This is a genomic window from Streptomyces erythrochromogenes (assembly GCF_036170895.1).
GTDB classification, from domain to species: Bacteria; Actinomycetota; Actinomycetes; order Streptomycetales; family Streptomycetaceae; genus Streptomyces; species Streptomyces erythrochromogenes.
On the sequence record NZ_CP108036.1, the window covers coordinates 6,928,390 to 6,954,450 of the forward strand.

Annotated in this window: 19 protein-coding genes, 1 pseudogene and 1 riboswitch; of the genes and pseudogenes, 13 read left to right on the top strand and 7 right to left on the bottom strand. The window is 71.1% G+C overall.

Features of this window, described 5'->3' with window-relative positions:
- Window positions 1–157: 157 nt before the first annotated feature.
- Window positions 158–1,924: pseudogene (locus OHA91_RS31805) on the bottom strand (DNRLRE domain-containing protein); the annotation flags it as partial.
- 325 nt (window positions 1,925–2,249) lie between these two features.
- A riboswitch (cobalamin riboswitch) is annotated at window positions 2,250–2,475 on the top strand.
- Window positions 2,476–2,658: 183 nt separating this feature from the next.
- On the opposite strand from OHA91_RS31805, the gene metE reads away from it, so the two are divergent.
- On the top strand, window positions 2,659–5,001 hold the full coding sequence (gene metE, locus OHA91_RS31810) for a 5-methyltetrahydropteroyltriglutamate--homocysteine S-methyltransferase (RefSeq protein WP_031150104.1): 2,343 nt from the start codon (window positions 2,659–2,661) through the stop codon (window positions 4,999–5,001).
- Window positions 5,002–5,014: 13 nt separating this feature from the next.
- Here the strand turns inward: metE and OHA91_RS31815 are convergent, their stop codons facing one another.
- Window positions 5,015–5,674, bottom strand: coding sequence for a TetR/AcrR family transcriptional regulator (locus tag OHA91_RS31815; protein WP_078959250.1), 660 nt, complete (start codon window positions 5,672–5,674; stop codon window positions 5,015–5,017).
- Window positions 5,675–5,788: 114 nt separating this feature from the next.
- Complete coding sequence (locus tag OHA91_RS31820) at window positions 5,789–7,855, bottom strand: galactose-binding domain-containing protein (RefSeq protein WP_328740486.1); 2,067 nt, start codon at window positions 7,853–7,855, stop codon at window positions 5,789–5,791.
- A gap of 257 nt (window positions 7,856–8,112) precedes the next feature.
- Between OHA91_RS31820 and OHA91_RS31825 the strand changes: the two genes are divergently transcribed.
- Window positions 8,113–8,397 carry a hypothetical protein gene (locus tag OHA91_RS31825; protein ID WP_031150110.1) on the top strand — a complete coding sequence of 95 codons (285 nt, stop codon included), beginning with the start codon at window positions 8,113–8,115 and terminating at the stop codon, window positions 8,395–8,397.
- Between the two features lie 41 nt (window positions 8,398–8,438).
- On the opposite strand, the gene OHA91_RS31830 is transcribed toward OHA91_RS31825, so the two are convergent.
- Both OHA91_RS31830 and OHA91_RS31835 read right to left on the bottom strand, forming a co-directional pair.
- Complete coding sequence (locus OHA91_RS31830) at window positions 8,439–9,635, bottom strand: serine hydrolase domain-containing protein (protein ID WP_408059197.1); 1,197 nt, start codon at window positions 9,633–9,635, stop codon at window positions 8,439–8,441.
- A gap of 155 nt (window positions 9,636–9,790) precedes the next feature.
- Window positions 9,791–11,419 carry an AMP-binding protein gene (locus OHA91_RS31835; RefSeq protein ID WP_328740487.1) on the bottom strand — a complete coding sequence of 543 codons (1,629 nt, stop codon included), beginning with the start codon at window positions 11,417–11,419 and terminating at the stop codon, window positions 9,791–9,793.
- 110 nt (window positions 11,420–11,529) lie between these two features.
- Here OHA91_RS31835 and OHA91_RS31840 point away from each other — a divergent pair, with 110 nt between their 5' ends.
- Window positions 11,530–11,886, top strand: a complete 357-nt coding sequence (locus OHA91_RS31840; RefSeq protein WP_031150117.1) for a zinc ribbon domain-containing protein YjdM — start codon at window positions 11,530–11,532, stop codon at window positions 11,884–11,886.
- A 120-nt stretch (window positions 11,887–12,006) separates the two neighbouring features.
- Here OHA91_RS31840 and OHA91_RS31845 read toward each other — a convergent pair whose 3' ends face one another.
- A complete protein-coding gene (locus OHA91_RS31845; RefSeq protein ID WP_031150119.1) occupies window positions 12,007–12,987 on the bottom strand; it encodes a ScbA/BarX family gamma-butyrolactone biosynthesis protein in 981 nt (326 codons plus the stop codon).
- A 103-nt stretch (window positions 12,988–13,090) separates the two neighbouring features.
- Here OHA91_RS31845 and OHA91_RS31850 point away from each other — a divergent pair, with 103 nt between their 5' ends.
- From OHA91_RS31850 to OHA91_RS31860, 3 genes are all read left to right on the top strand, one after another.
- Window positions 13,091–13,738, top strand: a complete 648-nt coding sequence (locus OHA91_RS31850; protein WP_030855796.1) for a ScbR family autoregulator-binding transcription factor — start codon at window positions 13,091–13,093, stop codon at window positions 13,736–13,738.
- Complete coding sequence (locus OHA91_RS31855) at window positions 13,735–14,694, top strand: NAD-dependent epimerase/dehydratase family protein (RefSeq protein ID WP_328740488.1); 960 nt, start codon at window positions 13,735–13,737, stop codon at window positions 14,692–14,694. The genes OHA91_RS31850 and OHA91_RS31855 overlap by 4 nt, the downstream gene beginning before the upstream one ends.
- 120 nt (window positions 14,695–14,814) lie before the next feature.
- Entirely contained in the window at window positions 14,815–16,185 is a 1,371-nt protein-coding gene (locus OHA91_RS31860) for a phosphomannomutase/phosphoglucomutase (RefSeq protein ID WP_266503397.1), read from the top strand.
- Between the two features lie 178 nt (window positions 16,186–16,363).
- Here OHA91_RS31860 and OHA91_RS31865 read toward each other — a convergent pair whose 3' ends face one another.
- Window positions 16,364–17,662 (bottom strand): IS701 family transposase, encoded by a 1,299-nt coding sequence (locus OHA91_RS31865; RefSeq protein ID WP_063835626.1) that lies wholly within the window; start codon window positions 17,660–17,662, stop codon window positions 16,364–16,366.
- Between the two features lie 309 nt (window positions 17,663–17,971).
- On the opposite strand from OHA91_RS31865, the gene OHA91_RS31870 reads away from it, so the two are divergent.
- From OHA91_RS31870 to OHA91_RS31900, 7 genes are all read left to right on the top strand, one after another.
- Window positions 17,972–18,556: a TetR/AcrR family transcriptional regulator gene (locus tag OHA91_RS31870; protein WP_266503401.1), complete on the top strand. Its 585-nt coding sequence runs from the start codon at window positions 17,972–17,974 to the stop codon at window positions 18,554–18,556.
- Window positions 18,557–18,613: 57 nt separating this feature from the next.
- Window positions 18,614–19,522 carry a UTP--glucose-1-phosphate uridylyltransferase GalU gene (gene galU / locus OHA91_RS31875; protein WP_328740490.1) on the top strand — a complete coding sequence of 303 codons (909 nt, stop codon included), beginning with the start codon at window positions 18,614–18,616 and terminating at the stop codon, window positions 19,520–19,522.
- 193 nt (window positions 19,523–19,715) lie between these two features.
- The gene (locus OHA91_RS31880) at window positions 19,716–20,693 is read left to right on the top strand and encodes a ParB/RepB/Spo0J family partition protein (protein WP_408059198.1); all 978 of its coding nucleotides are present in this window, start codon (window positions 19,716–19,718) and stop codon (window positions 20,691–20,693) included.
- A 78-nt stretch (window positions 20,694–20,771) separates the two neighbouring features.
- Window positions 20,772–22,202: an MFS transporter gene (locus tag OHA91_RS31885; RefSeq protein ID WP_266503404.1), complete on the top strand. Its 1,431-nt coding sequence runs from the start codon at window positions 20,772–20,774 to the stop codon at window positions 22,200–22,202.
- A 108-nt stretch (window positions 22,203–22,310) separates the two neighbouring features.
- The gene (locus OHA91_RS31890; protein ID WP_031155396.1) at window positions 22,311–23,096 is read left to right on the top strand and encodes an SDR family NAD(P)-dependent oxidoreductase; all 786 of its coding nucleotides are present in this window, start codon (window positions 22,311–22,313) and stop codon (window positions 23,094–23,096) included.
- An 8-nt stretch (window positions 23,097–23,104) separates the two neighbouring features.
- Window positions 23,105–24,367, top strand: a complete 1,263-nt coding sequence (locus OHA91_RS31895; RefSeq protein ID WP_051893508.1) for an MFS transporter — start codon at window positions 23,105–23,107, stop codon at window positions 24,365–24,367.
- Between the two features lie 4 nt (window positions 24,368–24,371).
- Window positions 24,372–26,057: an FAD-dependent oxidoreductase gene (locus tag OHA91_RS31900; protein WP_266503408.1), complete on the top strand. Its 1,686-nt coding sequence runs from the start codon at window positions 24,372–24,374 to the stop codon at window positions 26,055–26,057.
- The last annotated feature ends 4 nt before the right edge of the window (window positions 26,058–26,061 follow it).

Below are 26,061 nucleotides of genomic sequence, written 5' to 3' on the forward strand. Positions count from 1 at the left end.
GAGGCAGGGTCAGGCCGGGTACCGGGTTGCCGGCTGCGTCCTTCACCGCGAATTCGGCGTTCACCCGGCCTTGGGAGGCCTCGGAGACGACCGCGGACAGGATGGGCGTCAGGGTCTGCTGCGCGCCCGCCTGGATGTCCTGCGGGGCGTCCGGCAGGGGGCTGACGGTGAACGTGGTCCAGTTGGACCACGGCGACCAGCTGTTGCTGTAGTGGGTGCCGTCGTAGGGCGAGGTGCGGAAGCGGTACATGCGGCCGTGCTGGAGCACGCCCGCCGGTACGACCACCGAGGCCGGGGTGCCCTGCGGGACGAACGGCGAGACCAGCGTGTTGCCGACCTGGGTGTTGGTGGCGGCGTCGAAGATCTGGAAGGTGCCGTTGACCGTGTCGCCGTTCTTGTCCGCGAAGGTGTCGCGCAGGGTCGGCGTCGTCGTCTCCACGCGCCAGGCGGGGGTCTTGTCCTGGACGAACGGAGGGCCGGCCTCCTGCTTGGTGCCGGTCTGCGGACGGTAGTTGTAGGTCACCGTCAGCTTGGGCGGGTTGGATGTGGCGTTCGCGGAGTTGACGCGCTTCCACTGCCCGACGACCGACTCCGAGCCGGCCCGCAGGCCCATGCTGGACAGCGGGGCCTTCGCGGACGCCCACGTCTGCACGAGGGTGGTCACGTCGGCGTTGATCCAGCCGTCCGGTGCCGAGCCGCAGGAGGGGTTGCCGCGGGTCTCGGTGGAGGTGGCGTACTTGGTGCCCATGGCGGGCTGGTTCGTCCAGCGCGATGCGGTGCTCGGGGTGCCCGAGTCCCAGACCTCCCACGGCTGCGCGACGCAGTCGGTGTTGCCCGAGTGGAAGTTCCACAGCGACAGCTTGGCGTCGGAGACCAGCGCGTCCGCGATCGGCGCGGTGTTCCACGTGATGAACGAACGCGCGGTGCGGAAGGTGCCGTTGGCGTTCTTCGTCCCGGGGTTGCCGAGGTCGAGCTCGGTGTCGTTCGACCAGTCGACGGTCTCGCCCTGCTGGACGTAGGTGTCGAAGACGTTGCCCAGCGAGGAGGTGGAGGGGTCCACGGTCACGGGGTACCTGGTGGCCGGGTCCGCGAGGAACTTCGCGTCCGGCGTGACGACGAGGTCGACCGTGCCCCTGCCCTGGACGACCTTCATTGCCACGGGCACCCTGCGGGTGTGCTCGCCCGAGACCGGGTCGACCGTGGAGTCCCACATGACCGGCGCCGGCATGACCGCGGTGCGCCGGCTCTTGCGGTCGGTGAACTGCACGCTGCCGTCGGCCTGCTGTTCCACCTTCAGGCCCTTGGCCACCAGGGGCAGGGTGTACGAGTAGTTCTCGCCGGCCGGACGCTGCTTCAGCTCGACGAACTGCTCGAAGCCGCCTCGGGTGGCCTCGATGACGACGTCACCGCCGGGGACGGCGTTGGTGTACTCGGCGCGGGCCCCCTCCAGCTTCGGGGACGGCAGGGCGCCCTTCCACTTGAGGGTGATCTGCTGCTCGCCCTCGCCCAGGGTGACGAGGTCGGTGCTGATGTAGTCGATGGCCGGGGCGGCCTTGGGCGCGGCCTTGGCCATGCGCGGGATGCTGCCCGGTGCCAGCTTCAGGCCTTGCGGGTGGGCCTTCGACACCACGGTCCCGCCGGGGCCGTGGCCCAGGGTCACGTCGACGGCGCGCCAGCCGCGTGCCTGCTGGTCGTAGAACCGGACCGGCCCGGCGGCCACTTCGGTCGTCAGGGTGCCGTTCGGGTTCACCCACGTGGTGGACGTCTCGGACCGCTCCGAGACGGCTTCCACGCGGTGGCCGGACGTGCGCGCGGCCACGCGGGCCCGCGCGAGGTTGAGTTCTTCGGTCACCGTGCCGGGCTTGGCCCCGGCTGCCGGGGCCGCGTCGGCCGGGTGCGAGCTCTGGAGCAGGGTGGCGGTCACGATGAGTGCCGCTCCGCCCGCTATCCAGTGGGTGGTCCCCCAGGGCCCTCTCCCACGGCGTCTTGCCGCGGAGAAACGAGTAGCCATACTTCCTCGGTCTTTCTGCGAGTACCTGATGATCAAGGTACGAGGGGAGCAACGTAGCGCTCTGACCAGGCAGTTCGTTCCCGGAAACGGACATGGGGGACACAAATCACGACCCAGTGATCCAAATCACGCCACGGCTGGTTCTGGCTCCTGCCTCGGCGGTCCCCCCTCGGCCCCGTGCGTCTCACGCCACCATCCGGATGTTGGACAACTCCACCCGTTGCCGGAGAAGGGCATCTACTCTGGCCGGGCAGCTGGTTCGCCCCGTCCGCCAGGCGGGATGCGTCGTAAGAGGGAACCCGGTGGGAATCCGGGACTGCCCCGCAGCGGTGAGCGGGAACGACCGCCGTCATACGCACTGGGACCGGACAACGGTCCTGGGAAGCGACGGCCAGTAGGTGCCCGCCGGGAGACCGGCAGGCGTGCCCGCGAGTCCGAAGACCTGCCCGTTGCCCGTGTGCGACCCGTCGTGCGCGGAAACCCCGGTGACCTCGTGGGCGGGTCGGCGACACATCAGGCGGGCGACCGCGGGCGCGTACGCACAGGTACGCACTCCCGTAACCGGTCGAGGTCCGTCCGATACGTCATCCCTTCGCGCTCCCGACCCTCACCGGGTCCACAGGAGACAGCTCGCGAAGGAGAGTTCCGTGACCAGCAAGACTCCCGCCACCGCCGTACGGGCCGGTGCGGCCACCGTGTACGGCTACCCCCGGCAGGGGCAGAACCGGGAACTGAAGAAGGCCGTCGAGGGCTACTGGAAGGGCCGGGTCGGCGCCGACGCCCTCCGGGAGACGGCCCGCGACCTGCGCCGGGCCAACTGGGGGCAGCTGGCCGACGCCGGCATCACCGAGGTACCCACCGGCGACTTCTCGTACTACGACCACGTGCTGGACACCAGCGTCATGGTCGGCGCCGTCCCCGCACGCCACCGCGCCGCCGTCGAAGCGGACGCCCTGGACGGCTACTTCGCCATGGCGCGCGGCACCCAGGAGGTGGCACCGCTCGAAATGACCAAGTGGTTCGACACCAACTACCACTACCTGGTGCCGGAACTCGGCCCGGACACCGTCTTCACCGCCGACTCCTCCCGGCAGGTCGCGCAGTTCGAGGAGGCCCGCGCGCTCGGCCACACCGCCCGCCCGGTGCTGGTCGGGCCGGTGACGTACCTGCTGCTGGCCAAGCCCGCCCCCGGAGTGGCGGCCGGCTTCGACCCCCTCGCCCTCCTCGACCGCCTGCTCCCCGTGTACGCACGGGTCCTCGCCGACCTGCGCGCGGCCGGGGCGGAGTGGGTGCAGCTGGACGAGCCCGCCCTGGTGCAGGACCGCACCCCGGCCGAGCTGAACGCCGTCGCCCGCGCGTACCGCGAGCTCGGCGCCGCGGCCGACCGGCCGAAGCTGCTCGTGGCCTCCTACTTCGACCGGCTCGGCGAGGCCCTGGCCGTGCTGGCCAAGGCCCCCGTGGACGGGCTCGCCCTGGACTTCACCGGCGCGGCCGCCGCGAACCTCGACGACCTCGCCGCCGTCGGCGGCCTGCCCGGCAAGCGCCTGGTCGCCGGCGTCGTCAACGGCCGCAACATCTGGATCAACGACTTCGAGAAGTCCCTCGCCACGCTCGGCACCCTCCTCGGCCTGGCCGGCAGCGTCGACGTGGCCGCCTCCTGCTCGCTGCTCCACGTGCCGCTGGACGCCTCCGTCGAGCGGGACATCGACCCGCAGGTCAGGCGCTGGCTCGCCTTCGCCCGCCAGAAGACCGCCGAGATCGCCACGCTCGCCCGCGGCCTCGCCCGCGGCACGGACGCCATCGCGGCCGAACTCGCCGCCAACCGCGCCGACCTGGCCTCCCGTGCCACCTCCTCCGTCACCCGCGACCCCGCCGTCCGCGCCCGGACCGCGGCCGTCACCGACGCCGACGGCCGCCGCTCCCAGCCCTACGGGGAGCGGGCGACCGCCCAGCGCACCCGCCTCGGCCTGCCGCTGCTGCCCACGACGACCATCGGATCGTTCCCGCAGACCGCCGAACTGCGCACGGCCCGCGCCGACCTGCGGGCCGGGCGCACCGACACCGCCGGCTACGAGGACCGCATCAGGGCGGAGATCCGGGAGGTGCTGGCCTTCCAGGAGAAGGCCGGCGTCGACGTACTGGTGCACGGCGAGCCCGAACGGGGCGACATGGTCCAGTACTTCGCCGAGCAGCTCACCGGCTACCTCGCCACGCAGCACGGCTGGGTCCAGTCCTACGGCACCCGCTACGTCCGCCCGCCCGTCCTGGCCGGCGACATCTCCCGCCCCGACCCGATGACCGTGCGCTGGACCACGTACGCGCAGGCGCAGACGACGAAGCCGGTCAAGGGCATGCTCACCGGGCCGGTCACCATGCTCGCCTGGTCCTTCGTCCGCGACGACCAGCCGCTCGCGGACACCGCCCGGCAGGTCGCACTGGCCCTGCGCGACGAGGTGAACGACCTGGAGGCGGCCGGGACCTCCGTCATCCAGGTGGACGAGCCCGCACTGCGGGAGACCCTCCCGTTGCGCGGCGCCGACCACGCGGCCTACCTCGCCTGGGCCACCGAGTCCTTCCGGCTCACCACCGCGGGCGTCCGGCCGGACACCCAGATCCACACGCACATGTGCTACGCGGAGTTCGGCGACATCGTCGAGGCGATCGGCGACCTCGACGCCGACGTCATCAGCCTGGAGGCGGCCCGGTCGCACATGCAGGTCGCCGACGAGCTGTCCGGCGCCGGCTATCCGCGCGACGTCGGCCCGGGCGTCTGGGACATCCACTCGCCGCGGATCCCGTCCGTCGACGAGGCCTCGGCGCTGCTGCGCAAGGGCCTGGGGGCCATCCCGGCCGAACGGCTGTGGGTCAACCCCGACTGCGGCCTGAAGACCCGGGCCTGGCCCGAGACCCGGGCCTCCCTGGAGAACCTGGTCGAGGCGGCCCGCCTGGTCCGCGCCGAGGTGGGCGCCGAGGAGTCCGGCGCCGTCTGACCGGCGGAGCCCGTCATATGGAGAGCGGGGGGCCGGCGTACTCCGGCGAGTGCGCCCGGTCCCCGTCCGCGGCCCCGCCCGCGGTCTCGGTGAGCCCCGCGACGTGGTCGGTGATCATGTCGAGGAGGGCCGCCGAGACCGTGGCGTCGCCGAGCACGAGGTGGCCCAGGGTCAGACCGTCCGTCATGGCGGCCAGGTAGCGCGCCAGTACGTGCACCGGTACGCGCAGCTCGAAGGGCATGAGCCGGCGGAGCTGTTCGATGAGCTCGGTGTAGGTGTCGGAGTACAGCTCGTACTGGCGCCGCGCCAGGTGCTCGAACCCGGGTCGGCGCAGGGCGTACTGCGTGAGCTCGTAGGTGAGCATGTGCTCGCCCGGGTTGGCGGCGACGTGGTCCCAGTACGCCTGGAAGCCGGCCCGGATGGTCTCCCGGAGGGTGGCCCGCGGCCGGATGGCCTCCCGCGCCACGGTGATGCCGTGCTCGGTGATCGCCGCGATGACGGATTCCAGCAGGGCCTGCTTGGACTCGAAGCAGTAGTGGAAGACGCTCAGCGAGACGCCGGCCTCGGCGCAGATCGAGCGCGTCGTCGCCCTGGCGACGCCGTCGCGGGCCATCACGCGGATCGCCGCCTCGGTCAGCTGGCGGCGTCGCTCGGCCGACGGCATCCGTGCCATGGGCGTCGTTCCCTTCGTTCCGTGCGGTGCGGTGCGGTGCTGTCGGGCAAAGGCATCCGGGGCCGGCCGGATCGGCGGATCCGGCCGGCCCCGGACGCGGGGACGTGAAGGGCGTCAGCTGCTGTAGACGCCGACCTCGTGGAGCGAGTAGCCCCACTTGGTGCCGCGCTGCACCCCGTGGACGCGAACGTAGCGGGCCGTGGTGCCGGTGAACAGGGCCGTGTCCAGACCGCCGTCACCGGCGGTGGTGGACCACGCGGACTGCCAGTTGGCGCCGTCGCCCGACAGCTCGATGCGGTAGGCCTGCCCGTGCGCCCGCTCCCAGTCGAGGGTGACGCGCTTGACCAGGTTGGCCGCGCCGAGGTCGACCTGGATCCACTGGTCGTCGCTCCAGTCGCTCGCCCAGCGGGTGCCCGTGTTCCCGTCCACGGCCCGGGACGGGGCGTAGCTGGTGAACGGGTTCCACTCGGAGGAGCTGGCCGTGGCGGACGCGCCCGCGGCGAGGTTCACCCCGGCCTTGTGCTTCTCGGACGAGCCCCAGGTGGTGAGGTAGGACTCGGCGCCGCGGAAGAGGTCGTCGACCACGTCCTGGCCGCCGACGATCCTCAGGTCCTCGATCCAGTCCGGGACCAGGCCGTAGTGCGAGGCGCCGTCGGTGTTGAGGTCCCAGGTGCGCTGCCCGGTGGTCTGCTTGTCGATGACGGAGCCGCCGTCGGTGCTGCGGAACGGGTAGCGGACCGGATTCGGGGTGTCGGCCCCGCGGGGGCCGGGCCAACCGCCGACGCCGTTCATGTCGGTGCCGTAGCCGTAGCCGACGTTGTACTTGTCGCGCAGGGCGTTCTTGGCCTTGGCCTCGGCGCTGAAGCCCTCGGCCCCGCCCATGTACTGGGCGACGAACCCGCCGAGCTTGTAGAGCCGCTCGGTCCAGTTGTCGTCCATCCAGCTGTGCGAGGAGATGATGCCCGGGTAGGACTCGGACTCCAGGATGTCGAAGGCCCGGCCGGCGGCCTTGACGCTCATGTGGTCGATCTCCAGCATCATCTTGCGTTTCATCATCCCGCGCACCGCGTACTCGCCGAGATCGGTCAGACCTCGGGTGTTGCACTGCGCGTCCGCCGCGTACGAGGGCACGGACACCCCTGCCGGGAGCTCCTTCTGGGCCGCGGGTGCGGCCGCGAGCCCGATGGGGTTGTCGTGCTGCGGGCCGGTGCACTTCTCGGTCTTCCAGAAGGTGCCGGTCGACAGGAACTGGCCCACGTTGATCGCGGTGCCGAGCGCGCCCTGGTCGAAGCGGACCCCGCACAGGGCGTTGTCGAACTTGTGGCAGAGGAACATGCTCCGCACGCCGAGCTTGTGCAGCTCGTCGAGGCCCCGGTCGATGTCCTCCTTGCTGCACTGCGCGAAGTCCAGGATCTGCTTGCAGCCGAAGGGCTCGGAGGTCTCGACCCCGAGGACGACCGCCAGCTTGCCCTGTTTGACGACCTCGCGGGCCTGGGCGGAGTCGGTGACGATCCGGAACCAGCCCTTTCCGGGGCCGCCGTACATCTTGTCGATGTAGGCCTGCATGTCGTAGGTCTTCTGCGCTTCGAGCCGGATGGCCGTCATCTCGTCACAGCTGCGGTCCTTGAAGAAGTAGACCGAGCAGATCACGCCGTTGGTGACGAGGTCGTTGACGAGCACGCGCTGGCCGCCGCGCCAGGCCCGTTCGACCCACGCGTAGTAGTTCTGCTGGTGGGTGAGCGAGTCGTGGGCGGGCCAGTCCTTGAAGGTCGGCCAGCCGTTGGGGTCGTGCTTGCCGTCGCCGCCCTTGGTGATGAAGTCGAAGATCGCCAGGGTGCCGTCGGGGTAGTGCTCGGGACAGTCCTTGAGGGCGTCGGCCACGCCCATGTCGGAGAAGGGCTTGCCGCAGATGAGGCGCCCGCCGAAGCCCTCGTTGGACATCAGGTGGTCATGCGCGTCGACGAATCCGCGGACCCGTCCCTGGGCGTCGGTGCCCTTGAAGGGCTCGCCGGTGACGTTGATCTCGGAGTCGGGTGCGGGCCGCGCCACCGGATTCCACCAGCCGGGGTTGTCGGCGGCGGAGCTGGGCACGGGGCCGAGCACCATCGCCACCACGGCGAGGAGCAATGACAGGACCGCGATCGGACTGCGCCTGGGGTGTTCGTGTCGGGAAATGGTCATCACTCACGTCTTCGGTCAGCGGATGCGCGGTGGAGGAGCCGGATCCGTTCGGGGACGCGACGGCCACAGGGAGACACTGATTTGTCATGAACCCGCAAACGGTGGGTCGAGAATCGCCACTGGCGCCGACGGAGTCAAGAGTCCGGGACAGATGACCTGATGATTCGTCAGGCGCTCCGATCGCGAGATCCGGCACGGACGGCGGGTCCGGCGTGGCCGGGAGGCGGGAGGTGCGGGGACGGCCTACCGTCGGGGGTATGAGCGCGATGGCCGTGGTGTACGAGGTGGAGGACCCGGTGGCGGCGCACGCCGGCGGGCCCGCGGACGCCGGCGGCGAGGTGGTCGTCGTACGCGTGCACGCGGCGCCCACGGCCCCCGGGATGCCCGGTGTCCCCGGTCCGCGGACCTTCTGCGGCAGGGACACCTTCGCGATGCGGGCCGCCCCGCAGCGGCCCGCGGGGCAGCCCGGCCCGACGTGGTACGAGGCCGGGTACGCGGACCGGGTCTGCCCCGCCTGCGACGACGTGGTGGGCACCGGCTGAGGCGCCCCGGCGGCGGCCGTCCGGCCGGGTGTCAGCGGGCGTCAGCGCGCGTTGTGCTCGGGCAGGTCCATCTCGGCCGGGGCGAAGCCGAAGCCGCGGGCGCCCTTCTTCTCGGTCTGCTTGCCGCAGAACGCCGCCTCGAGGGTGCCGCCGAGCGCCGTGTTGGCCACGCCCTTGTTGGAGGTGTTCGCCATGGCGGACAGGCTGCGCCGGCCGTCGCGCGTGGAGAAGGCGTACGTGTAGAAGCCCTGCACCGTGCCCGTGTGCCCGTAGACCGACGTGCCGCAGGAGAGGTCGTAGCGGCGCAGGCCCAGCCCGTAGAACCGGGTGTTGGTGGTGTCCGTCGGGGTCGCGGCGACCATGGCGTCCAGCAGCCGCGGGGCCAGCAGCCGGCCGCCGAGCAGTGCGGACGTGAAGGTGTTCAGGTCCGCCGGGCTGGAGATCACCGCTCCGGCGGACTGGGCCCACGAGACGGTCTGCTCGGTGGAGTCGACCAGCGGCGCGTCGGCCTCGTCGGGGTGGAGGTAGCCGCGGGCGTGCAGCCCCTTGATCTTCGTGTCGGGGTGCACGTACGTGGTGTTGCGCAGGCCCAGCGGCTTGAAGATGCGCCGCTCGTACTCCTTGCCCACCCGGTTGCCGGTGGCCTTCTCGATGAGCATCCCGACGACGACGAAGTTGGTGTTCGAGTACTTGTACGCCACCCCGGGCTCGGTCGTCCTGGGCTCCCGCAGCGAGAGGTCCAGCAGCTCCTGGTAGCTGAACACCCGGTTGCGCACGGCCTCGAAGCCGGGGACGGTGTGCTCGAACATGGCGTCGGTGTAGTCCGCGAGACCGCTGCGGTGGGTCAGCAGATGGCGCACGGTGATCCGGTCGTCGGGCAGCAGACCGGGCAGGTAGCGGTTGACCGGGGCGTCCAGGTCGATCTTCTTCTCCCCGACCAGCTGGAGCAGGACCACGGAGGAGAAGGTCTTGCTGACGCTGCCGATCCGGAAGCGGGCCTGCGGGTCCATGGCCGCGCCCGTGGCCTTGTCGCGTACGCCGACGGCCCGCGTGCGGACCCCGTCGGGGCCGCTGAAGCGGGCCATGGCGCCGGGCGCTCCGGCGGCCGTCGTGTTGCGCAGCGCCTGGGTCAGCGCTTCGAGATCGGGGGCGGTCCCGGCGGCCCGGGCGGTGGTCGCGGGCGCGACGGCGGCGGTCACGGCGAGCAGGGCGGCGGTCAGGGCGAGACGTCGGTTCACGGGCAGCGGCACGGTGTTCCTCTGGTCGGTGGTCAGTCGGCAGGGAAGGGAAGGCAGGGGCGGGGCGTCGCGGTCGGCCGGACGGTGCGGCCGCGACGCGCCCATGAAAGATCATCGGGCAAGGACGGCGGTGGCGTGAGCCGCAACGCGCCGTTCTAAGAGGGTAGTTCCAGCAGCCGGAGGGCCTCCTGGCGCATGTCCACCTTGCGGACCTTCCCGGTGACGGTCATGGGGAACTCCTCCACGACGTGCACGTAGCGCGGGATCTTGAAGTGGGCCAGCCGGCCCGCGCAGTACGCGCGGACGGCGTCCGCGGTCAGCGGTTCGGCCCCCTCGCGCATCCGCACCCACGCCATCAGCTCCTCCCCGTACTTGGGGTCGGGCACCCCGATGACCTGGACGTCGAGGACGTCCGGGTGGGTGTGGAGGAACTCCTCGATCTCCCGCGGGTAGAGGTTCTCCCCGCCGCGGATCACCATGTCCTTGATCCGGCCGGTGATGCTCAGGTACCCGTCGTCGTCCATGACGGCCAGGTCGCCCGTGTGCATCCAGCGGGCCGCGTCGACGGCCTCCGCGGTGCGTTCCGGTTCCTCCCAGTAGCCGAGCATCACCGAGTAGCCGCGGGTGCACAGTTCTCCCGGCTCGCCGCGGGGCACGGTCCGCCCGGTCCGCGGATCGACCACCTTCACCTCCAGGTGCGGCCCGACGCGGCCGACGGTGGACACCCGGCGCTCGACCGAGTCGTCGGCGCGGGTCTGCGTCGACACGGGCGAGGTCTCCGTCATCCCGTAGCAGATGGACACCTCGGTCATGCCCATCCGCTCGATGACCTCCCGCATGACCTCGACCGGGCAGGGCGAGCCCGCCATGATCCCGGTGCGCAGGCTGGACAGGTCGTACGCGTCGAAGCCGGGCTCCGCCAGCTCGGCGATGAACATCGTGGGGACGCCGTAGAGGGAGGTGCACCTCTCCGACTCCACCGCCGCCAGGGTGGCCACCGGATCGAAGGACGGCGCGGGGATCACCATGGCCGCACCGTGGCTGGTGCAGGCGAGGTTGCCCATGACCATGCCGAAGCAGTGGTAGAAGGCGACCGGGATGCATACCCGGTCCTGCTCGGTGTAGTGGCACAGCTCGCCCACGAAGAAGCCGTTGTTGAGGATGTTGTGGTGCGAGAGGGTCGCGCCCTTGGGGAACCCGGTGGTCCCGGAGGTGTACTGGATGTTGACGGCGTCGTCGGGGCTGAGCGCGGCCTGTGCCCGGGCCAGGTCGGCCGGGTCGCCCTGGCGGCCTCGCTCCAGCAGGGAGTTCCACACGGGGCCGCCGAGCAGGGCCACGAACTCCAGGGCCGGACATCGCGGGCGCACCTCATCGATCATGGCGGCGTAGTCGGAGGTCTTGAAGCGGTCCGCGGCGGCCAGCAGCCGGATGCCGGACTGCCGCAGCACGTACTCCAGTTCGTGGGAGCGGTAGGCGGGGTTCACCGTGACGAGGACCGCCCCGATCCTGGCCGTGGCGTACTGCACCAGCGTCCACTCCGCGCGGTTGGGGGCCCAGATCCCGACGCGGTCGCCCTTCACGATGCCCAGGTCCAGGAGCCCGAGCGCGAGGGCGTCGACATCGGATGCCAGCTCCGCGTACGTCCAGCGGCGGCCGGCGGCCACGTCGATGAGGGCGTCGCGGTCGGGGAACCTGCGCACCGTCCGGTCCAGGTTCTCGCCGATGGTGTCACCGAGCAGCGGCACTTCGCCGACCCCGGACGCGTAACTCGATGCGGCAGACACAAGGACCTCCTGGAGGGGCGGACCGACGGACCGGCGGGCCGGCAGGGGCCGGCAGAACCGCCGGACACGCGGGCGATCTGGGGCGATGGAGCCTGAAATATACTGACGGGGTGACTGAGAACCCCTTGCCAGCCTGCCCCGAGTGCGCGGGTGCCTACGCCTACGAAATGGGCTCGCTGCTGATCTGCCCCGAGTGCGGGCACGAGTGGCCGCCGACCTCCGCCGGACCGGGGGAGACCCCCGAGGAGCGGGTGATCAAGGACGCCGTCGGCAACGTGCTGGCCGACGGCGACACCGTGACGGTCGTCAAGGGGCTGAAGGTCAAGGGCAGTCCGACCGGCATCAAGGCGGGCACCAAGGTGCGCAACATCCGCCTCGTCGAGGGCGTGGACGGCCACGACATCGACTGCAGGATCGAGGGGTTCGGGCAGATGCAGCTCAAGTCCAGCGTGGTCCGCAAGGTCTGAGGGACCCGAGGGGGACCCGAAGGGTCCGAGGGGAAACGGAAGGCGCCTGCCCGGGGAGAGCCCGGGCAGGCGCCTTCGTCGTGCGCGTGGGGGGTGTGGTGCGGCCCTCCTGGGGGAAGGTCAGGGCGCGGAGAAGAGCCGCTGGGGCGCGGGCGCCATGGTGGTGATCGCCGCCGTGGCCGTGAAGACCTCCTCGCCGTTCTGCCGGGCCACGACCCGCACGGGAAGCCGCCGGCCGTCCGGTGCCGCCGTACGGTCGGGGAGCGCGGTCGTCTCGATCCAGCAGGGCGCGTTCAGCTCCGCGTAGCGGAAGAACCGCATCTCCATGTCGGTCAGGACACCGCGGCGGGGGAAGGCGGAGGCGTACGCGGCCTGGCGCACGGCCTCCAGCAACAGCATGCCCGGGGCGTGGTCGACGGGGTGGTCGAAGAGGATCGGGTGGTTGATGTCGGCCCGCAGCTGCGCGCGGTGCGTGGAGCTGGTCGGGGAGAGGACCACGTCGTGGAAGCGGTCGCGGCACACCCGCCGGGGCGTCATCGGCGGCGGGAGCGGGATGACGCGGGAGGTCACCTGGTCGAGGTCGCCGTTCCCGCCGCGCAGGCGCTGGTAGACGGCTTCGGGCTGGTTGGTGAAACCGGCCTCGGCGGTGCTCAGGAACTCCCCGTCGCGGGTGGCGGTGACGTGCATGGTCAGGCGTGCGAGCCGGCGTCCCCGGCGGGCGATGCCCGAGCAGCGGATGTGGAGCATGATGTCGGCGGGTCTCGAACCGACCGCGAGCGCGGCGGGGTTGACCGAGTAGCTGAACGTGTCCCAGATCTGGCGGTGGCCGAAGGGCACCTCGTACGCCACGTGGCTGAGCAGCGGGATGGCCTGGCGGACGGATTCGGCCAGGAGGAGCGGGTCGTGGTGGCCCGCGTCGGGCGAGTAGAAGCTGTGGGCGCGGGGCCACTGGGCGGTGACGACGTACTCGTCGGGAGCGACGGAACGCCATCCGGTGAGCAGGACCTCGGAGTGCGCGCTCTTGTGCACGTACTCCCGCGGTAAGGCGCTGCTGAGCGAGGCGGTTGCGGGCGAAGTGGAGTGAGTGGCTGAGACGGTCATTGGTTGAGCCCCCCTGGAACGTCGGACATGAGCTGGTGCTTGTTCGGCGCTGGGTCCTAAAATAAAGGATGTTCGTTTTTTTTGTCGAGAAGGTTAGGTGCACATGTCAGAACGGAAGCAGCAACGAGCCCCGCAACTAAGGGCAGTTCAGACCAAGGCGGCCATCCTGCGCGCCGCCGCGGAGGTTTTCGACGAGTTCGGCTTCAGCGGAGCCAGCATCAGCAAGATCATGAAGCGGGCGGACGTCACGCAGGGCGGGATGTACTTCCACTTCAGCTCGAAGGAGGAGCTCGCCTACGCCGTGATGGTCGGTCAGGGCGAGGGCCTGGAGTTCCCCGCGGGCGAGGACGGCCTCCAGCGCCTGGTGGACATCACGCTCTACCTCGCGGAGCAGCTACGGCACAATCCGGTGCTCCGCGCCGGCGTACGACTGGCCGTGGAACAGGGCGAGTTCGGCCTGCGCGACGACGTCGCCTACCAGGCCTGGGTCCTCGAGTTCCGCCAGCAGCTGCGCTTCGCCCGGGCCAAGGGCGAGCTCCAGCCGGACGTCGACGACCACGAACTGGCCTGGGTTCTGGTCAGCTCCTTCACCGGCGCACAGCTCTTCTCCCAGGTCTCCACCGGCCGGGCCGACCTGCCGCAGCGCATCGCCTCGCTCTGGCGCTACCTGCTGCCCGCCGTCGCCACCGAGGACACCCGCAAGGGCCTGCGCCTGACGCTGGAGGCGGCCGGGCCGGAGCAGCAGGGGTGACCGGCCGTCAGGTCGTCGTGACCGGGGCTACGGGATTCGTCGGATCCGCGGTACTGCGCCACCTGGCCGAGCGGTACCCGCAGGTCGTGCCGCGCCTGGTGTCCCGTACGCCGGCCCCCGCCGCCGGGGCGGGCGCCGCACACCGGGTGGGCGCGGACCTGGCGGACCCGGCCTCCCTGCGCGGGGTGTGCGAAGGCGCCGACGTCCTGCTCTCGCTGGCCTCCTACGTCGGACCGGACGCCGGCCGCTGCGAGGCGGTCAACTCCGCCGGAACCGAAGCCCTGATGGCGGAGGCGCGGCGCGCGGGCGTGCGGCGCATCGTCCACCTGTCGACGTGCGCCGTCTACGGTCCGGGACCGCACCGCGGAGCGGAAGCGGGGGAGTTGACGCCCGCCCCGGTCTCGCCGGCCAGCGTGAGCCGGCTGGCGGGGGAGGCGTCCGTGCTCGCCGCGGGGGGCCTGGTGCTGCGCGCCGGGCTGGTGCTGGGCAGGGGCGACCGATGGGTCGTACCGGCCCTCGCCGATGCCTTCCGGCGGGTGCCGGCGCAGTGGGACGGGGGAGCCGGGCTGGCCTCCTTCGTCGACGTCGACGACCTGGCGAGGCTCCTCGCGGCGTTCGCCCTCGGGAACGGCGCCGCGGCCGGGGCGACGGGCGTCCTGCACGCCCACCACCCGGAGCCGGTGCGCAACCGGGACCTCATGCACGCCCTGGCCGGACACGGGGTGCTGCCGGAGCGGCCCGCCGCCGACTGGCCCTGGAGCAGGTGCCTGGAGGCCCTGGCCGCCACCCCGGGCTGGGTGAGCGAGCGGCAGTTCACCCTGCTGGCGCGGGACCACTGGTACCGCGCGGACGCGGCGTGGCGGCTCGCCGGCATCGATCCGGGACCCGGTCCGCTGGACCGGCTCGGCCGGGCGGCGCCCTGGTACCGGGAGAGGGGCGCCGTCACCCCGGGGTGACGGAGATCTGCCAAAGCCTCAACGGGATGGGGGCGGACGGGCCGTGGCGGGGAAGGGGGCGGGTAGCGTCCCGGACAGAGCCGGTCCTGGTCATCCCGAGAACCTTGTGGAGGAGTGGAAATGCCCGCAGATCTTTCGAACATCGTCAAGGCGTATGACGTGCGTGGCGTTGTGCCGGACGAGTGGGACGAGTCGCTGGCGGAGCTGTTCGGTGGTGCTTTCGTCGAGGTCGTGGGTGGTTCGGCGATCGTGGTGGGGCATGACATGCGTCCTTCGTCGCCTGGTTTGTCGGCGGCGTTCGCGCGGGGTGCGGCGGCGCGTGGTGTGGATGTGACGTTGATCGGTCTGTGTTCGACGGACCAGCTGTATTACGCGTCGGGTTCGTCGGGTCTGCCGGGTGCGATGTTCACGGCGTCGCACAATCCTGCGCAGTACAACGGGATCAAGATGTGTCGTGCGGGTGCGGCTCCGGTGGGTCAGGACACGGGTCTGTCGCAGATCCGGTCGCTGGTGGAGGGGTGGCTGGAGGAGGGTGCCCCGGAGGTTGCGGCGGGGACGGTGCCGGGGAGGGTGACGGAGCAGGACTCTCTGAAGGGGTATGCGGAGCACCTGCGGTCTTTGGTGGATCTGGCGTCGATCCGTCCGTTGAAGGTGGTCGTGGACGCGGGCAACGGCATGGGCGGTCACACGGTGCCGACGGTGTTCGAGGGTCTGCCGCTGGATGTGACGCAGATGTACTTCGAGCTGGACGGGACGTTCCCGAACCACGAGGCGAATCCTCTCGATCCGAAGAACATCGTGGATCTGCAGGCGCGGGTGTTGGCGGAGGGCGCGGATCTGGGGATCGCGTTCGACGGTGATGCGGATCGCTGTTTCATCGTGGACGAGCGTGGTGTGGGTGTGTCGCCGTCGGCGATCACGGCTCTGGTGGCGTCGCGTGAGCTGGCGCGTCACGGCGGGTCGGGCACGGTGATCCACAATCTGATCACTTCCTGGTCGGTGCCGGAGGTGGTGCGGGAGAACGGCGGTACGCCGGTTCGTACGCGGGTGGGTCATTCCTTCATCAAGGAGGAGATGGCGAGGACGGGTGCGATCTTCGGTGGTGAGCACTCGGCGCACTACTACTTCAAGGACTTCTGGAACGCGGACACGGGGATGTTGGCGGCGTTGCACGTGCTGGCGGCTCTGGGTGGCCAGGAGGGTCCGCTGTCGGGGCTGGTGGCCTCGTACGACCGTTACGCGGGTTCGGGGGAGATCAACTCCACGGTGGCGGACCAGGCGGGCCGTCTGGCGGCGGTGAAGGAGGCGTTCGCCGGCCGTGAGGGTGTGGTGTTGGACGAGTTGGACGGTTTGACGGTGACGGGTGCGGACTGGTGGTTCAACGTCCGTGCGTCGAACACGGAGCCGTTGCTGCGTCTGAACGTCGAGGCCCGTGACGCGCAGACCCTCTCGCGTGTCCGTGACGAGGCCCTGGCCCTCATCCGCGGCTGACGCACCGAAGCGGGGCCCGCGCTTTTCCGGCGCGGGCCCGCACATACTGTGGCGCCCCGGAGTGGCCAACCACACCAACACGTCGGTGTTCATCTACGAGGCCGACGCGTGCGCGGGTGCTCCGCGGGACCGGACACCGATGGAACCCGGGAAGGTGATCATCGGCGTTCCCCTCCTCTCATTCAAGATCGTCCCCGCTCCGACCCCGGACCTCGGCACCCCGCCGCCCTCGGCGGGGTAGGCCGTTGTTGCACGCCACCTGGCGGTAGCCGGACGAGAACAGGCCCCGGTAGGCGTACGCGGCGGACATCAAGGTCATGTGGTGGTGCCAGCCGGGGAAGGAGCGCCCCTCGAAGTCGAGGAGCCCGAAGTCGTCGGCCAGAGCGCCCAGCGTGGCGGCGGCCCGGCCCGACTGCCGGACCAGCCGCAGCAGGTCGTCCATCCGGTGGCGGCTCATGTTGGTGAGCCAGACCGCACCGCTCGCGCCCGGCGCCCCGGGCCCCGGGCGCCGTTCGCCGAACAGGCGGTACGTCTGCTGCGCGCCCGGGACCGCCAGGTCGGCGCCCGGCACCCGGACCAGGGCCGATTGGATGCGCAGTGGCTGCGGGCGCGCGACACGGCCCGTGAGCGGCGCCGCGTACGGATGGCTGGTGTTGCCCCGCCGCGCGAGGTCGCCCGCCGAGGTGGCGTGCCCGGCGGTGGCGTACGCCGCGGTGGCGTACGCGGCCGGCCGGGCCGGCTCGGACCTGTGGCCCGGTCCGGCCGCGCAGACGGCGAGGGCGGGCGGGACGGACACCAGGAAGTCGTGGCCGCGCCGGCCCAGCATGCCGATCAGCGCGGCGGCCGCGCCGAGGCGGCTGAGGTCGGCGACCACGGGGGCGCGCACCGACGAGGTACGGGCGGCGATCGAATCGACGAGCTCCAGGACCAGTGACTCCGGGGTCTGGTGCGCCACGGCGGGGGAGATCCGCGCCCGGCGGCGCAGGGCGGGGTCCACCGACCAGGAGTCGGGAAGCACCAGCCGCCAGTCGACGGGCACGCTCAGGCCGTCCAGGGAGAGGAAGAGTCCGAAGCCGAACTGGCAGTTGACGATGCGTCCGGCGGCGGGGTCGAAGCGGCGGTGCACGCCGACGGAGTGCTCACCGCGCTTGGGGAAGCAGACCTGCCCGACCGTCCAGGCGTGCACCGGGTGGCGTTCCTCCACCCAGCGGAGCAGCTCGGCGCGGGCCGGATCCCACTCCCACGGGCTCGCGTTGATGAACTGCTGCAGGGACTGGGACGCGGTGGGTGACGCGGTCACGGAAGCCGCGAGCCTGCGGACGGACTTCTTGCCCGGGGTGGTGAGCAGGCCCTGTAAGTAGACCCGGGCCCATCTGCGCTGGTCGGCCCTCGGTAAGTGGCCGAAGAGGCGTTCCGTGAACTCGTCCAGGGCGGTGCCGCCGGCAGCCAGGGCTCTGGTCCTCATGTGCGCCGTCATCTGTCGTCTCCCCTCCAGTGCGGACATCGGTGTGCGCCATGACAGCCAAGAGAATACAGAACGTTCGTTTTGTTTTCCAGCTAAAGTATGGCTTCCCCGCGGCGACTTGGGCACGTTGGAGGTACGACGCCGCCCGCCCCCGACGCGGGCGGCGCGGGACGGCGGGGCATGGTCGCTTCTTCGTCAAGTAGCCGTTGTGCGCGGTCGGCACCGGGGCGACGCTGGAGGTCGTCCCCGTGCCGGGCGCGGGGGTGAGTGAGGAACGAACCGGATGGCAGTGGTAGTGCAGTGGTGAAGCAAGAGCGCGGCGTGCGCACCCGTAATCATCTGATCTCGGTGGCCGCCGCCGAATTCGACCGCAACGGATACGAGGGGACGTCGCTTTCCCGGCTGAGCAGATCGGCCGGTATTTCGATCGGGGCCGTCACCTTCCACTTCTCGGCGAAGGGGGAACTGGCCTCCGCCGTCGAGGATTCCGGTCGGGCCGCCACCCGGAGGGTGGTCGAGTGCGTGACGGCCCGCGGAGGGCCGGCGCTGGACACCGTCTCCTCGCTCGTCCTGGCCCTCGGCCGGCTGATCGAGACCGACGCGGCCGTGCGCGCCGCGGCCCGGCTCACCCAGGAACGCGTCGGCGCCGGCCCCGAGTGGTGCGGCTGCTGGCTCCCGGAGGTCGAGGAACTGCTGGAACAGGCCGCGGAAGAGGGTCAGCTCCATCCGGAGGTCGACCCGCGCCCGCTCACTCAGCTGACGGGACATCTGGTCGGCGGCGTCGTCGCGCGGGCCCGCCGGGACCGGGAGGACCGCCCCGGCGCGGTCGTCGGCGAGCTCGGCGAACTGTGGTGCCTCATCCGGCGGCGCGTCGCGGCCCGCCCGGAAGCGGAAATGCCCAAGTAGGCGGAAATGCGCGGGGATTACGGCCGCCGGCGTGAGGCGCCGTCTAGCGTCAGCGGCATGAATTCCACGCCTCCGCAGATAACCAAGGCAGTGATCCCCGCCGCGGGACTCGGAACACGATTCCTCCCGCTGACGAAGGCCACCCCGAAGGAAATGCTCCCGGTGGTCGACAAGCCCGCCATCCAGTACGTGGTGGAAGAGGCGGTCGCGGCGGGGATGTCGGACATCCTCATGGTCACCGGGCGCAACAAGCGGCCGCTCGAGGACCACTTCGACCGCAACTACGAGCTGGAGGAGGCCCTCCAGCGCCGTGGTGATCAGGACAAACTCAACAGCGTCTGCGCATCCACCGAACTCGCCGACATCCACTACGTGCGCCAGCGGGACCCCAAGGGCCTCGGGCACGCCGTCCTGTGCGCCGCGCCGCACGTCGGCCGGGAGCCCTTCGCCGTCCTCCTGGCCGACGACCTGATCGACCCCAGGGATCCCCTGCTGTCCCGGATGGCCGAGGTCCGCGCCCGGCTCGGCGGCAGCGTCGTGGCCCTCATGGAGGTGGACTCGGACGCCATCCACCTGTACGGATGCGCCGCGGTCGAGCAGTCGGCGGCCGGCGGCGATGGCGTGCGCATCACCGAGCTGGTGGAGAAGCCGGAGCCCGGCACCGCCCCCAGCAACCTCGCGATCATCGGCCGCTACCTCCTCGATCCCGAGATCTTCGAGGTGCTGCGGAGCACCAGCCCCGGGCGCGGCGGCGAGATCCAGCTCACGGACGCCCTGCGCACCCTGGTGCGCGCCGGACGCCCCGTGCACGGCGTGGTCTTCTCCGGCCGCCGCTACGACACGGGGGACCGTGCCGAGTACCTGCGCGCGACGGTCCGGCTCGCCTGCGAGCGCGAGGACCTGGGCCCCGAATTCCTGTCCTGGCTAAGGGAGTTCGTGCGTGCGGAGGAGCTCGCGCCGGTCTGATCAGCCGACCGGTGGGCGACCGGGGAAGTTCCGCGGTCGCCCACCTGACCGGCCCCGACTCCGCCAACTTGCCCAAATCTCAACAGGGTTCGGCCGCTCCGTAGGTTACCGAACGGTAATTACGTAATTTCTTCTTCGGGCCCGGCGAAAGGTGCGGCGCCCCAGGCAGCGAGTGCACGAAGGGAGGTGAACCATGGACGACTCGAACGCAGGACACCCGGCGAAGCGGACCCCCCGCTCCGCCGCAGAGGTGCCGGTCGGCGCACTGCTCGCCGCGGATTCCCCCCGCACCGTCCCCGTGGACGAGAGCCACGCACAGGCTCTCGCGAACTCGGGCCGGACACTGCCGCCGCTGCTCGTGCACCGCCCCACGATGCGGATCATCGACGGGACGCACCGCTTGCGGGCGGCCGTGCTGAGGGGCCGCGACACCGTCGGCGTGACGTACTTCGACGGCAGCGCCGAGGACGCGTTCGTCCTCTCGGTCGAGGCCAACATCAGCCACGGACTCCCGCTGACCCAGGCGGAACGGACGGGCGCGGCGTTGCGCATCCTGCGGTCCCACCCGGACTGGTCCGATCGCGGGATCGCCGGGCGGACCGGCCTCGCGGCCAAGACCGTCGCCGCGCTGCGCCGCCGGGAGGCGCCGGAGCACGAACCGCCGGGCCGCGTCGGCCGGGACGGGCGCATCAGGCCGGCCGATCCGGCCCGCGGCCGGGAGGCCGCGGCCCGGCTGCTCGCGGGCCGGCCCACCGCCTCCCTGCGGCAGATCGCACGGGAGGCGGGCATCGCGCCCTCGACCGTACGGGACGTACGCCGCCGGATCGGCGAGGGCGAGGACCCCGTACCGGCGGGGCAGCGGCGCTCCGGCAGCGCACCGTCCCCGCCGGCCCGGCCGGCGGACCGGGGACGGGCCCGCGGGCAACCGCTGCCCGCGCTGGTCACCGGCCTCTGCAAGGACCCCCTGCTCAGACTCAGCGAGGCGGGCAGGCTGCTGCTGCGCATGCTCGACCTCCAGGTGAGCGGTCTGCGCCAGCGGGAGCGGATCGTCGCCGCGGTGCCCCCGTACCGCGCCGAGACCGCTGCCGCCGCTGCCGCGCAGTGCGCCCGCGACTGGCAGGAACTGTCGGAGGAACTGGGCCGCCGCGCCTCGGCGGAGGCCCGTACCTGAGCGGTCCTCCACCCCCCAATACCGGCCTTCCCTGCTGGAAGGCCCCGTTCATGTGTGTGTCGGAAAGGAAGTCTGGCGATGTCGGTTGTCGAGGGTGCGCGGGTTGATGCGGGTGCGGGGGAGGTGCCGGCCCGTTTGGACGGGCGCCTGAGGTTGGTGCTCGTGGTGCTGCTGGTGGCGCAGTTCATGCTGGCGGTGGATTTCTCGATTTTGAATGTGGCGTTGCCGGTGATCGGTGACGGGCTTGGTTTCTCGTTGTCGAATCTGCAGTGGATCGCGACGTCGTTCGCGTTGTGTGCTGCGGGTTTCACGTTGTTGTTCGGGCGGGTTGCGGACCTGTTCGGGCGTCGGCGGCTGTTCCTGGTGGGCCTTGCGGTGCTGGGCCTGTCCTCGCTCGTGGGTGGTCTGGCGACGTCGCCGGAGATGCTGATCGCGGCGCGGGTGTTCCAGGGTCTGGCGACCGCCGCGGTGACGCCGGCGGGTCTGTCCCTGCTCACTACGTCGTTTCCCGAAGGGCCCTTGCGTCAGAAGGCGTTGGGTCTGAACGGTGCTCTGATGTCGGCGGGGTTCACGACGGGCGCGATTCTGGGTGGAGTGCTCACGGATCTGTTGTCGTGGCGGTGGGCGTTCTTCATCAACGTCCCGGTGGCGCTCGCGGTGTTGTTCATCGCTCCGACGGTGATCAAGGAGTCGCGTCCGGCGACGCGTCCGAAGCTGGACGTGCCGGGGGCGACGGCCGTCACCCTGGGTTTGCTGGCTCTGATTTACGGGTTGACGCAGGCGGGTGAGCACGGTTGGGGTGCGCCGTCTGCGCTGGGTTGGCTGGCTGCGGGTGTGGTGCTGCTGATCGTCTTCTATGCGATCGAGTCGAAGAGTTCGGCTCCGCTGGTTCCGGTTTCTGTGCTGAAGAAGAAGACGGTCGCGTGGGGGAACATCGCGGGTCTGGTCGCGTTTCTGACGGAGACCAGTCTGGTGTTCCTGATGACGCTGTATCTGCAGGAGGTGTTGGACTTCTCGCCGCTGACGGCGGGTCTGTCGTTCGGTGTGCTGGGTGTGGGCACGGTGATCGGTGGTTCGATCGCGCCGCGGGTGATCGGTGCGGTGGGTACGCGGTCGACGTTGATCGTCGGTGGTGTGCTGCAGGCGGTGGCGACGTTGAGCCTGGTGGCGTTGGGTGAGACGTCGGCGTCGATGTGGCTGCTGTTGGTTGCGACGTTCGCGGGTGGTGTGGGCAACATGCTGGTGATCGTCGGGTTCATGGTGACCGCGACGACGGGTCTGCCGGACCATGAGCAGGGTATGGCGACGGGTCTGGCGACGATGACGCAGCAGATCGGCATCACGATGGGCACGCCCATCATGTCCGCGGTCGCCGCGGCCAACACCGACATCCATGCCGGCATCACCACCGCGGTCATCGTCAACACCGCCATCGTCGTGGTCGGCATCCTCACCACCGTCCTCTTCCTCCGCACCAAGGCCGCGAAGGACGTCGCCGCCGCCGGCTGATTTCCCGGCCGAAGAGATTCCCCTCCCTCCGGGAAGCGCCCCGGCACGGTCGTCAGACCGCTCCCGTCGACCGTGCCGGGGTCGCCTCCCTCCTTCTCAAGGAACCCGATGGACCTCCATATCGAAGACCGCGTGTACCTCGTCACCGGCGCGTCGTCCGGCATCGGCGAGGCGACCGTCCGCCTCCTCGCGGCCGAAGGCGCCACCGTCGTCGGCGTCGCCCGCAAGCCGTGGAGCACCGAAGCCCTCGGCGACCGGGTCAGCACCCTCGCCGCCGACCTCACCGATCCCGCCGCGGCCCGGCAGGTCGCGGACGCCGTGGCCGCGCGCCACGGCCGGCTCGACGGCCTCGTCAACAACGTCGGCGCGCTGGAATCCCGTACCGGCTTCCTCGACGTGACCGACGAGCAGTGGAAGAACACCTTCGAGGTCAACTTCCACTCGGCCGTCCGCATGACCCGCGCCGCACTGCCCGCGCTCCTGGAGTCGGGAGCCGGCTCCGTCGTGCACGTGGCGAGCGAGGCCGCCCGCTACCCCGACCCCGGCATCGTCGACTACGCCGCCTCGAAGACGGCGCTGCTGTCCCTGTCCAAGTCCCTCGCCGCGGAGTTCGGCGCACGGGCGGTACGTTCGAACGTCGTCTCCCCGGGGCCCACCCGGACCGCGCTCTTCGACGCGCCCGGCGGCTTCGCCGACCAGCTCGGCCAGCGGTTCGGGCTCCCCGCGGACGAGGCCGTCGACCACTTCATCCGCGAGGTGCGCCGACTGCCCAGCGGCCGCATCGGCACACCCGAAGACGTCGCGGGCGTGATCGCGTACCTGCTCTCGCCCCTGGCGGGCCAGGTCACCGGCGCCGAATGGAGCGTCGACGGCGGCGCCCTGCGGCAGATCTGACCAGGCCGATGCGTGCTTCCCTCCTCGCCCTCGCGGTCGGCGCCTTCGGGATCGGGACGACCGAGTTCGTCATCGTCGGCCTGCTCCCCGAGGTGGCCGACGACCTGTCCGTGTCCATCCCCTCCGCCGGCATGCTGGTCACCGGATACGCCCTGGGCGTGGTCGTCGGCGCACCGCTGATGACCGCGGCCGGTGCCCGGCTTCCCCGCAAGACCATGCTTGTCGTGCTCATGGCTATCTTCATCGCCGGCAACCTGCTCTGCGCCCTCGCCGGGGACTACGCGGCCCTCATGGGCGGGCGGCTGATCGCGGCCCTCACGCACGGCGCGTTCTTCGGGATCGGCTCCGTCGTCGCCGCCGACCTCGTGGCCCCCGACCGGCGGGCCAGCGCCATCGCCCTGATGTTCACCGGCCTCACCCTGGCCAATGTGCTCGGCGTGCCCCTGGGGACCTTCCTGGGCCAGGAGTTCGGCTGGCGTTCGACCTTCTGGGCGGTCACCGCCATCGGGATCGTCGGACTGCTCGCCCTCATCACACTGGTCCCGGCGCAGCCCGCGCCGCAGAGCGGGGCCCTGCGCGGCGAACTCGCCGTCTTCCGCAGGCCTCAGGTGTGGCTGGCCCTGACCACGACGGTCCTCGGCTTCGGCGGCGTCTTCGCCTCCTTCACCTACCTCGCCCCGATGATGACGGAACTGGCCGGCTTCTCCGACGGTGCGGTCGCCTGGCTCCTCGTCCTCTTCGGCGTCGGGCTGTGCGTGGGCAACGTACTCGGCGGCCGGGCCGCCGACCGCTCCCTCATGCCCAGCCTGTACCTCATCCTCGGCGGCCTCTGCCTGGTGCTGGTGGTCTTCACCTTCACGTCGAGGGCCGCCCTGCCCGCCGCGGTCACCCTGGCCGCCTTCGGGGCGATCGGCTTCGCCACCGTGCCGCCGCTCCAGGCACGCGTGATGCAGCAGGCGGCCGGGGCCCCGGCCCTCGCCTCCGCGGCGAACATCGCGGCCTTCAACCTCGGCAACGCCCTCGGCGCCTGGCTCGGCGGCCTCGCTGTCGCCCACGGCCTGGGCTGGACCTCGCCGACCTGGATCGGCGCCGGACTCGCCGCCGCCGGCCTCGGCACCGCGGCCCTCTCCGGCCACCTGGACCGCAGGAGCGGCCGAGGACCGCGCCCGCTTCCCGCCGAACGGCCCCTCCCTGCACCACTCCCCGCGCAGCACCCCTCCGCCGGTGCCGGGCACGGCACCCATCCCATCGTCGAACAGAAGTCGAGGTAGTCCCATGAACGGTGTCGATCGCCGGACCATGCTCACCCGCAGCGCGGCCGTCGTCGGAGGCGCGGCGGTGGCCGGCGCGCTCGCCGGCCCCGCGGCAGCGGCCACGGATCCCGCCGCCTCCGCGGCGCCCGGCTCGGCCGCCGGGACCGGAGCCGTCGTACGCCCGGGCGACCCGCGCTACGAGATGCTCACCACCGGCAACAACCAGCGCTTCGTCGCCCGCCCCGACTACGTCAAGATGGTCCGCTCGACCGCGGACGCCGAACGGGCCCTGAGAGACGCCGTCCGGGCCGGCAAGCGGGTCTCCGTGCGCAGCGGCGGCCACTGCTTCGCCGACTTCGCCGCCCACCCCGAGACCGAGGTCATCATCGACTTCTCGGAGATGACCCACGTCGGCTACGACCCCGCGCGCCGCGCCTTCGTCGTCGAGGCGGGCGCCCGCCTGATCAACGTGTACGAGGCCCTCTACAAGGGCTGGGGCGTCACCATACCCGGCGGCATCTGCTACAGCGTCGGAGCCGGCGGGCACATCGTCGGCGGCGGCTACGGGCTCCTCTCCCGGGCCCACGGCCTGGTCGTCGACCACCTCTACGCCGTGGAGGTCGTCGTCACGGACGGCCGGGGCGGCGTCCGCACCGTCGTCGCCACCCGCGAGAAGAACGACCCCCACCGCGACCTGTGGTGGGCGCACACCGGCGGGGGCGGCGGCAACTTCGGCCTGGTGACCCGCTACTGGTTCCGCTCCCCGGGCGCGAAGGGCTCCGAGCCCTCCGAGCAGCTGATATCGCCGCCGTCGAAGGTCCTCGTCAGCGCCCTCGACTTCCCCTGGGAACAGCTGACGGAGGCGAAGTTCACCCGCCTCCTGAAGAACTTCGGCGCCTGGCACGCCGCCCACAGCGCACCCGACAGCCCCTACCGCAACCTCTCCAGCCTGTTCAACGTCAGCTCCAAGGCCCACGGCAGCGTGGGCATGTTCACCCAGGTCGACGCGACCGTGCCGAACGCGCGCAAGCTGCTCGACGACTACGTGGCGGCCATCACCGCCGGTACGGGGATCACCCCCAAGGCACTGACCCGCGCCACCGGCGAACTGCCCGCCATGCCGCAGTTCGCCGAGCCCAGAACACTGCCCTGGCTCCAGGCGACCCGGCTCGTCGGCACCAACAACCCGACCATCACCAACCCCACCTCGCGCGGCGCGCACAAGTCCGCGTACATGCGCAAGAACTTCACCGACCACCAGATCTCCGCGCTCTACCGGTACATGAGCCGGCCGGACTTCAAGAACCCCGACACCATGCTGGTGCTGTTCTCCTTCGGCGGCCAGGTCAACGCCGTCGCACCCGACGCGACGGCCAACGCGCAGCGGTCGTCCATCTTCAAGATGTGCTTCCAGACCTTCTGGCAGGAGGAGAGCGAGGACGCCTTCTACCTGGGATGGCTGCGCGACCTGTACGAGGACTTCTTCTCGGCGACCGGCGGCGTGCCCCTGATCGACGACAGCACCGACGGCTGCTACATCAACTATCCCGACCGGGACATCACCGACCCACGCCGCAACCGGTCCGGCGTGCCGTGGCAGACCCTCTACTACAAGGACAACTACCCGCGCCTGCAGCAGGTCAAGAAGCGCTACGACCCGTCCGACTTCTTCCGCCACTCCATGTCGATCAAGCCTGCCCGAGGCTGATCCC

What these genes read in the sequence shown, in the direction of transcription:
- OHA91_RS31815 (WP_078959250.1), bottom strand. Translation starts at nt 5,674, where the DNA reads ATGGCACGGATGCCGTCGGCCGAGCGACGCCGCCAGCTGACCGAGGCG.
- OHA91_RS31890 (WP_031155396.1), top strand. Translation starts at nt 22,311, where the DNA reads ATGGACCTCCATATCGAAGACCGCGTGTACCTCGTCACCGGCGCGTCG.
- OHA91_RS31850 (WP_030855796.1), top strand. Translation starts at nt 13,091, where the DNA reads ATGTCAGAACGGAAGCAGCAACGAGCCCCGCAACTAAGGGCAGTTCAG.
- OHA91_RS31825 (WP_031150110.1), top strand. Translation starts at nt 8,113, where the DNA reads ATGAGCGCGATGGCCGTGGTGTACGAGGTGGAGGACCCGGTGGCGGCG.
- OHA91_RS31820 (WP_328740486.1), bottom strand. Translation starts at nt 7,855, where the DNA reads ATGACCATTTCCCGACACGAACACCCCAGGCGCAGTCCGATCGCGGTC.
- OHA91_RS31900 (WP_266503408.1), top strand. Translation starts at nt 24,372, where the DNA reads ATGAACGGTGTCGATCGCCGGACCATGCTCACCCGCAGCGCGGCCGTC.
- OHA91_RS31880 (WP_408059198.1), top strand. Translation starts at nt 19,716, where the DNA reads ATGGACGACTCGAACGCAGGACACCCGGCGAAGCGGACCCCCCGCTCC.
- OHA91_RS31895 (WP_051893508.1), top strand. Translation starts at nt 23,105, where the DNA reads ATGCGTGCTTCCCTCCTCGCCCTCGCGGTCGGCGCCTTCGGGATCGGG.
- galU (WP_328740490.1), top strand. Translation starts at nt 18,614, where the DNA reads ATGAATTCCACGCCTCCGCAGATAACCAAGGCAGTGATCCCCGCCGCG.
- OHA91_RS31865 (WP_063835626.1), bottom strand. Translation starts at nt 17,662, where the DNA reads ATGACGGCGCACATGAGGACCAGAGCCCTGGCTGCCGGCGGCACCGCC.
- OHA91_RS31845 (WP_031150119.1), bottom strand. Translation starts at nt 12,987, where the DNA reads ATGACCGTCTCAGCCACTCACTCCACTTCGCCCGCAACCGCCTCGCTC.
- OHA91_RS31885 (WP_266503404.1), top strand. Translation starts at nt 20,772, where the DNA reads ATGTCGGTTGTCGAGGGTGCGCGGGTTGATGCGGGTGCGGGGGAGGTG.
- OHA91_RS31860 (WP_266503397.1), top strand. Translation starts at nt 14,815, where the DNA reads ATGCCCGCAGATCTTTCGAACATCGTCAAGGCGTATGACGTGCGTGGC.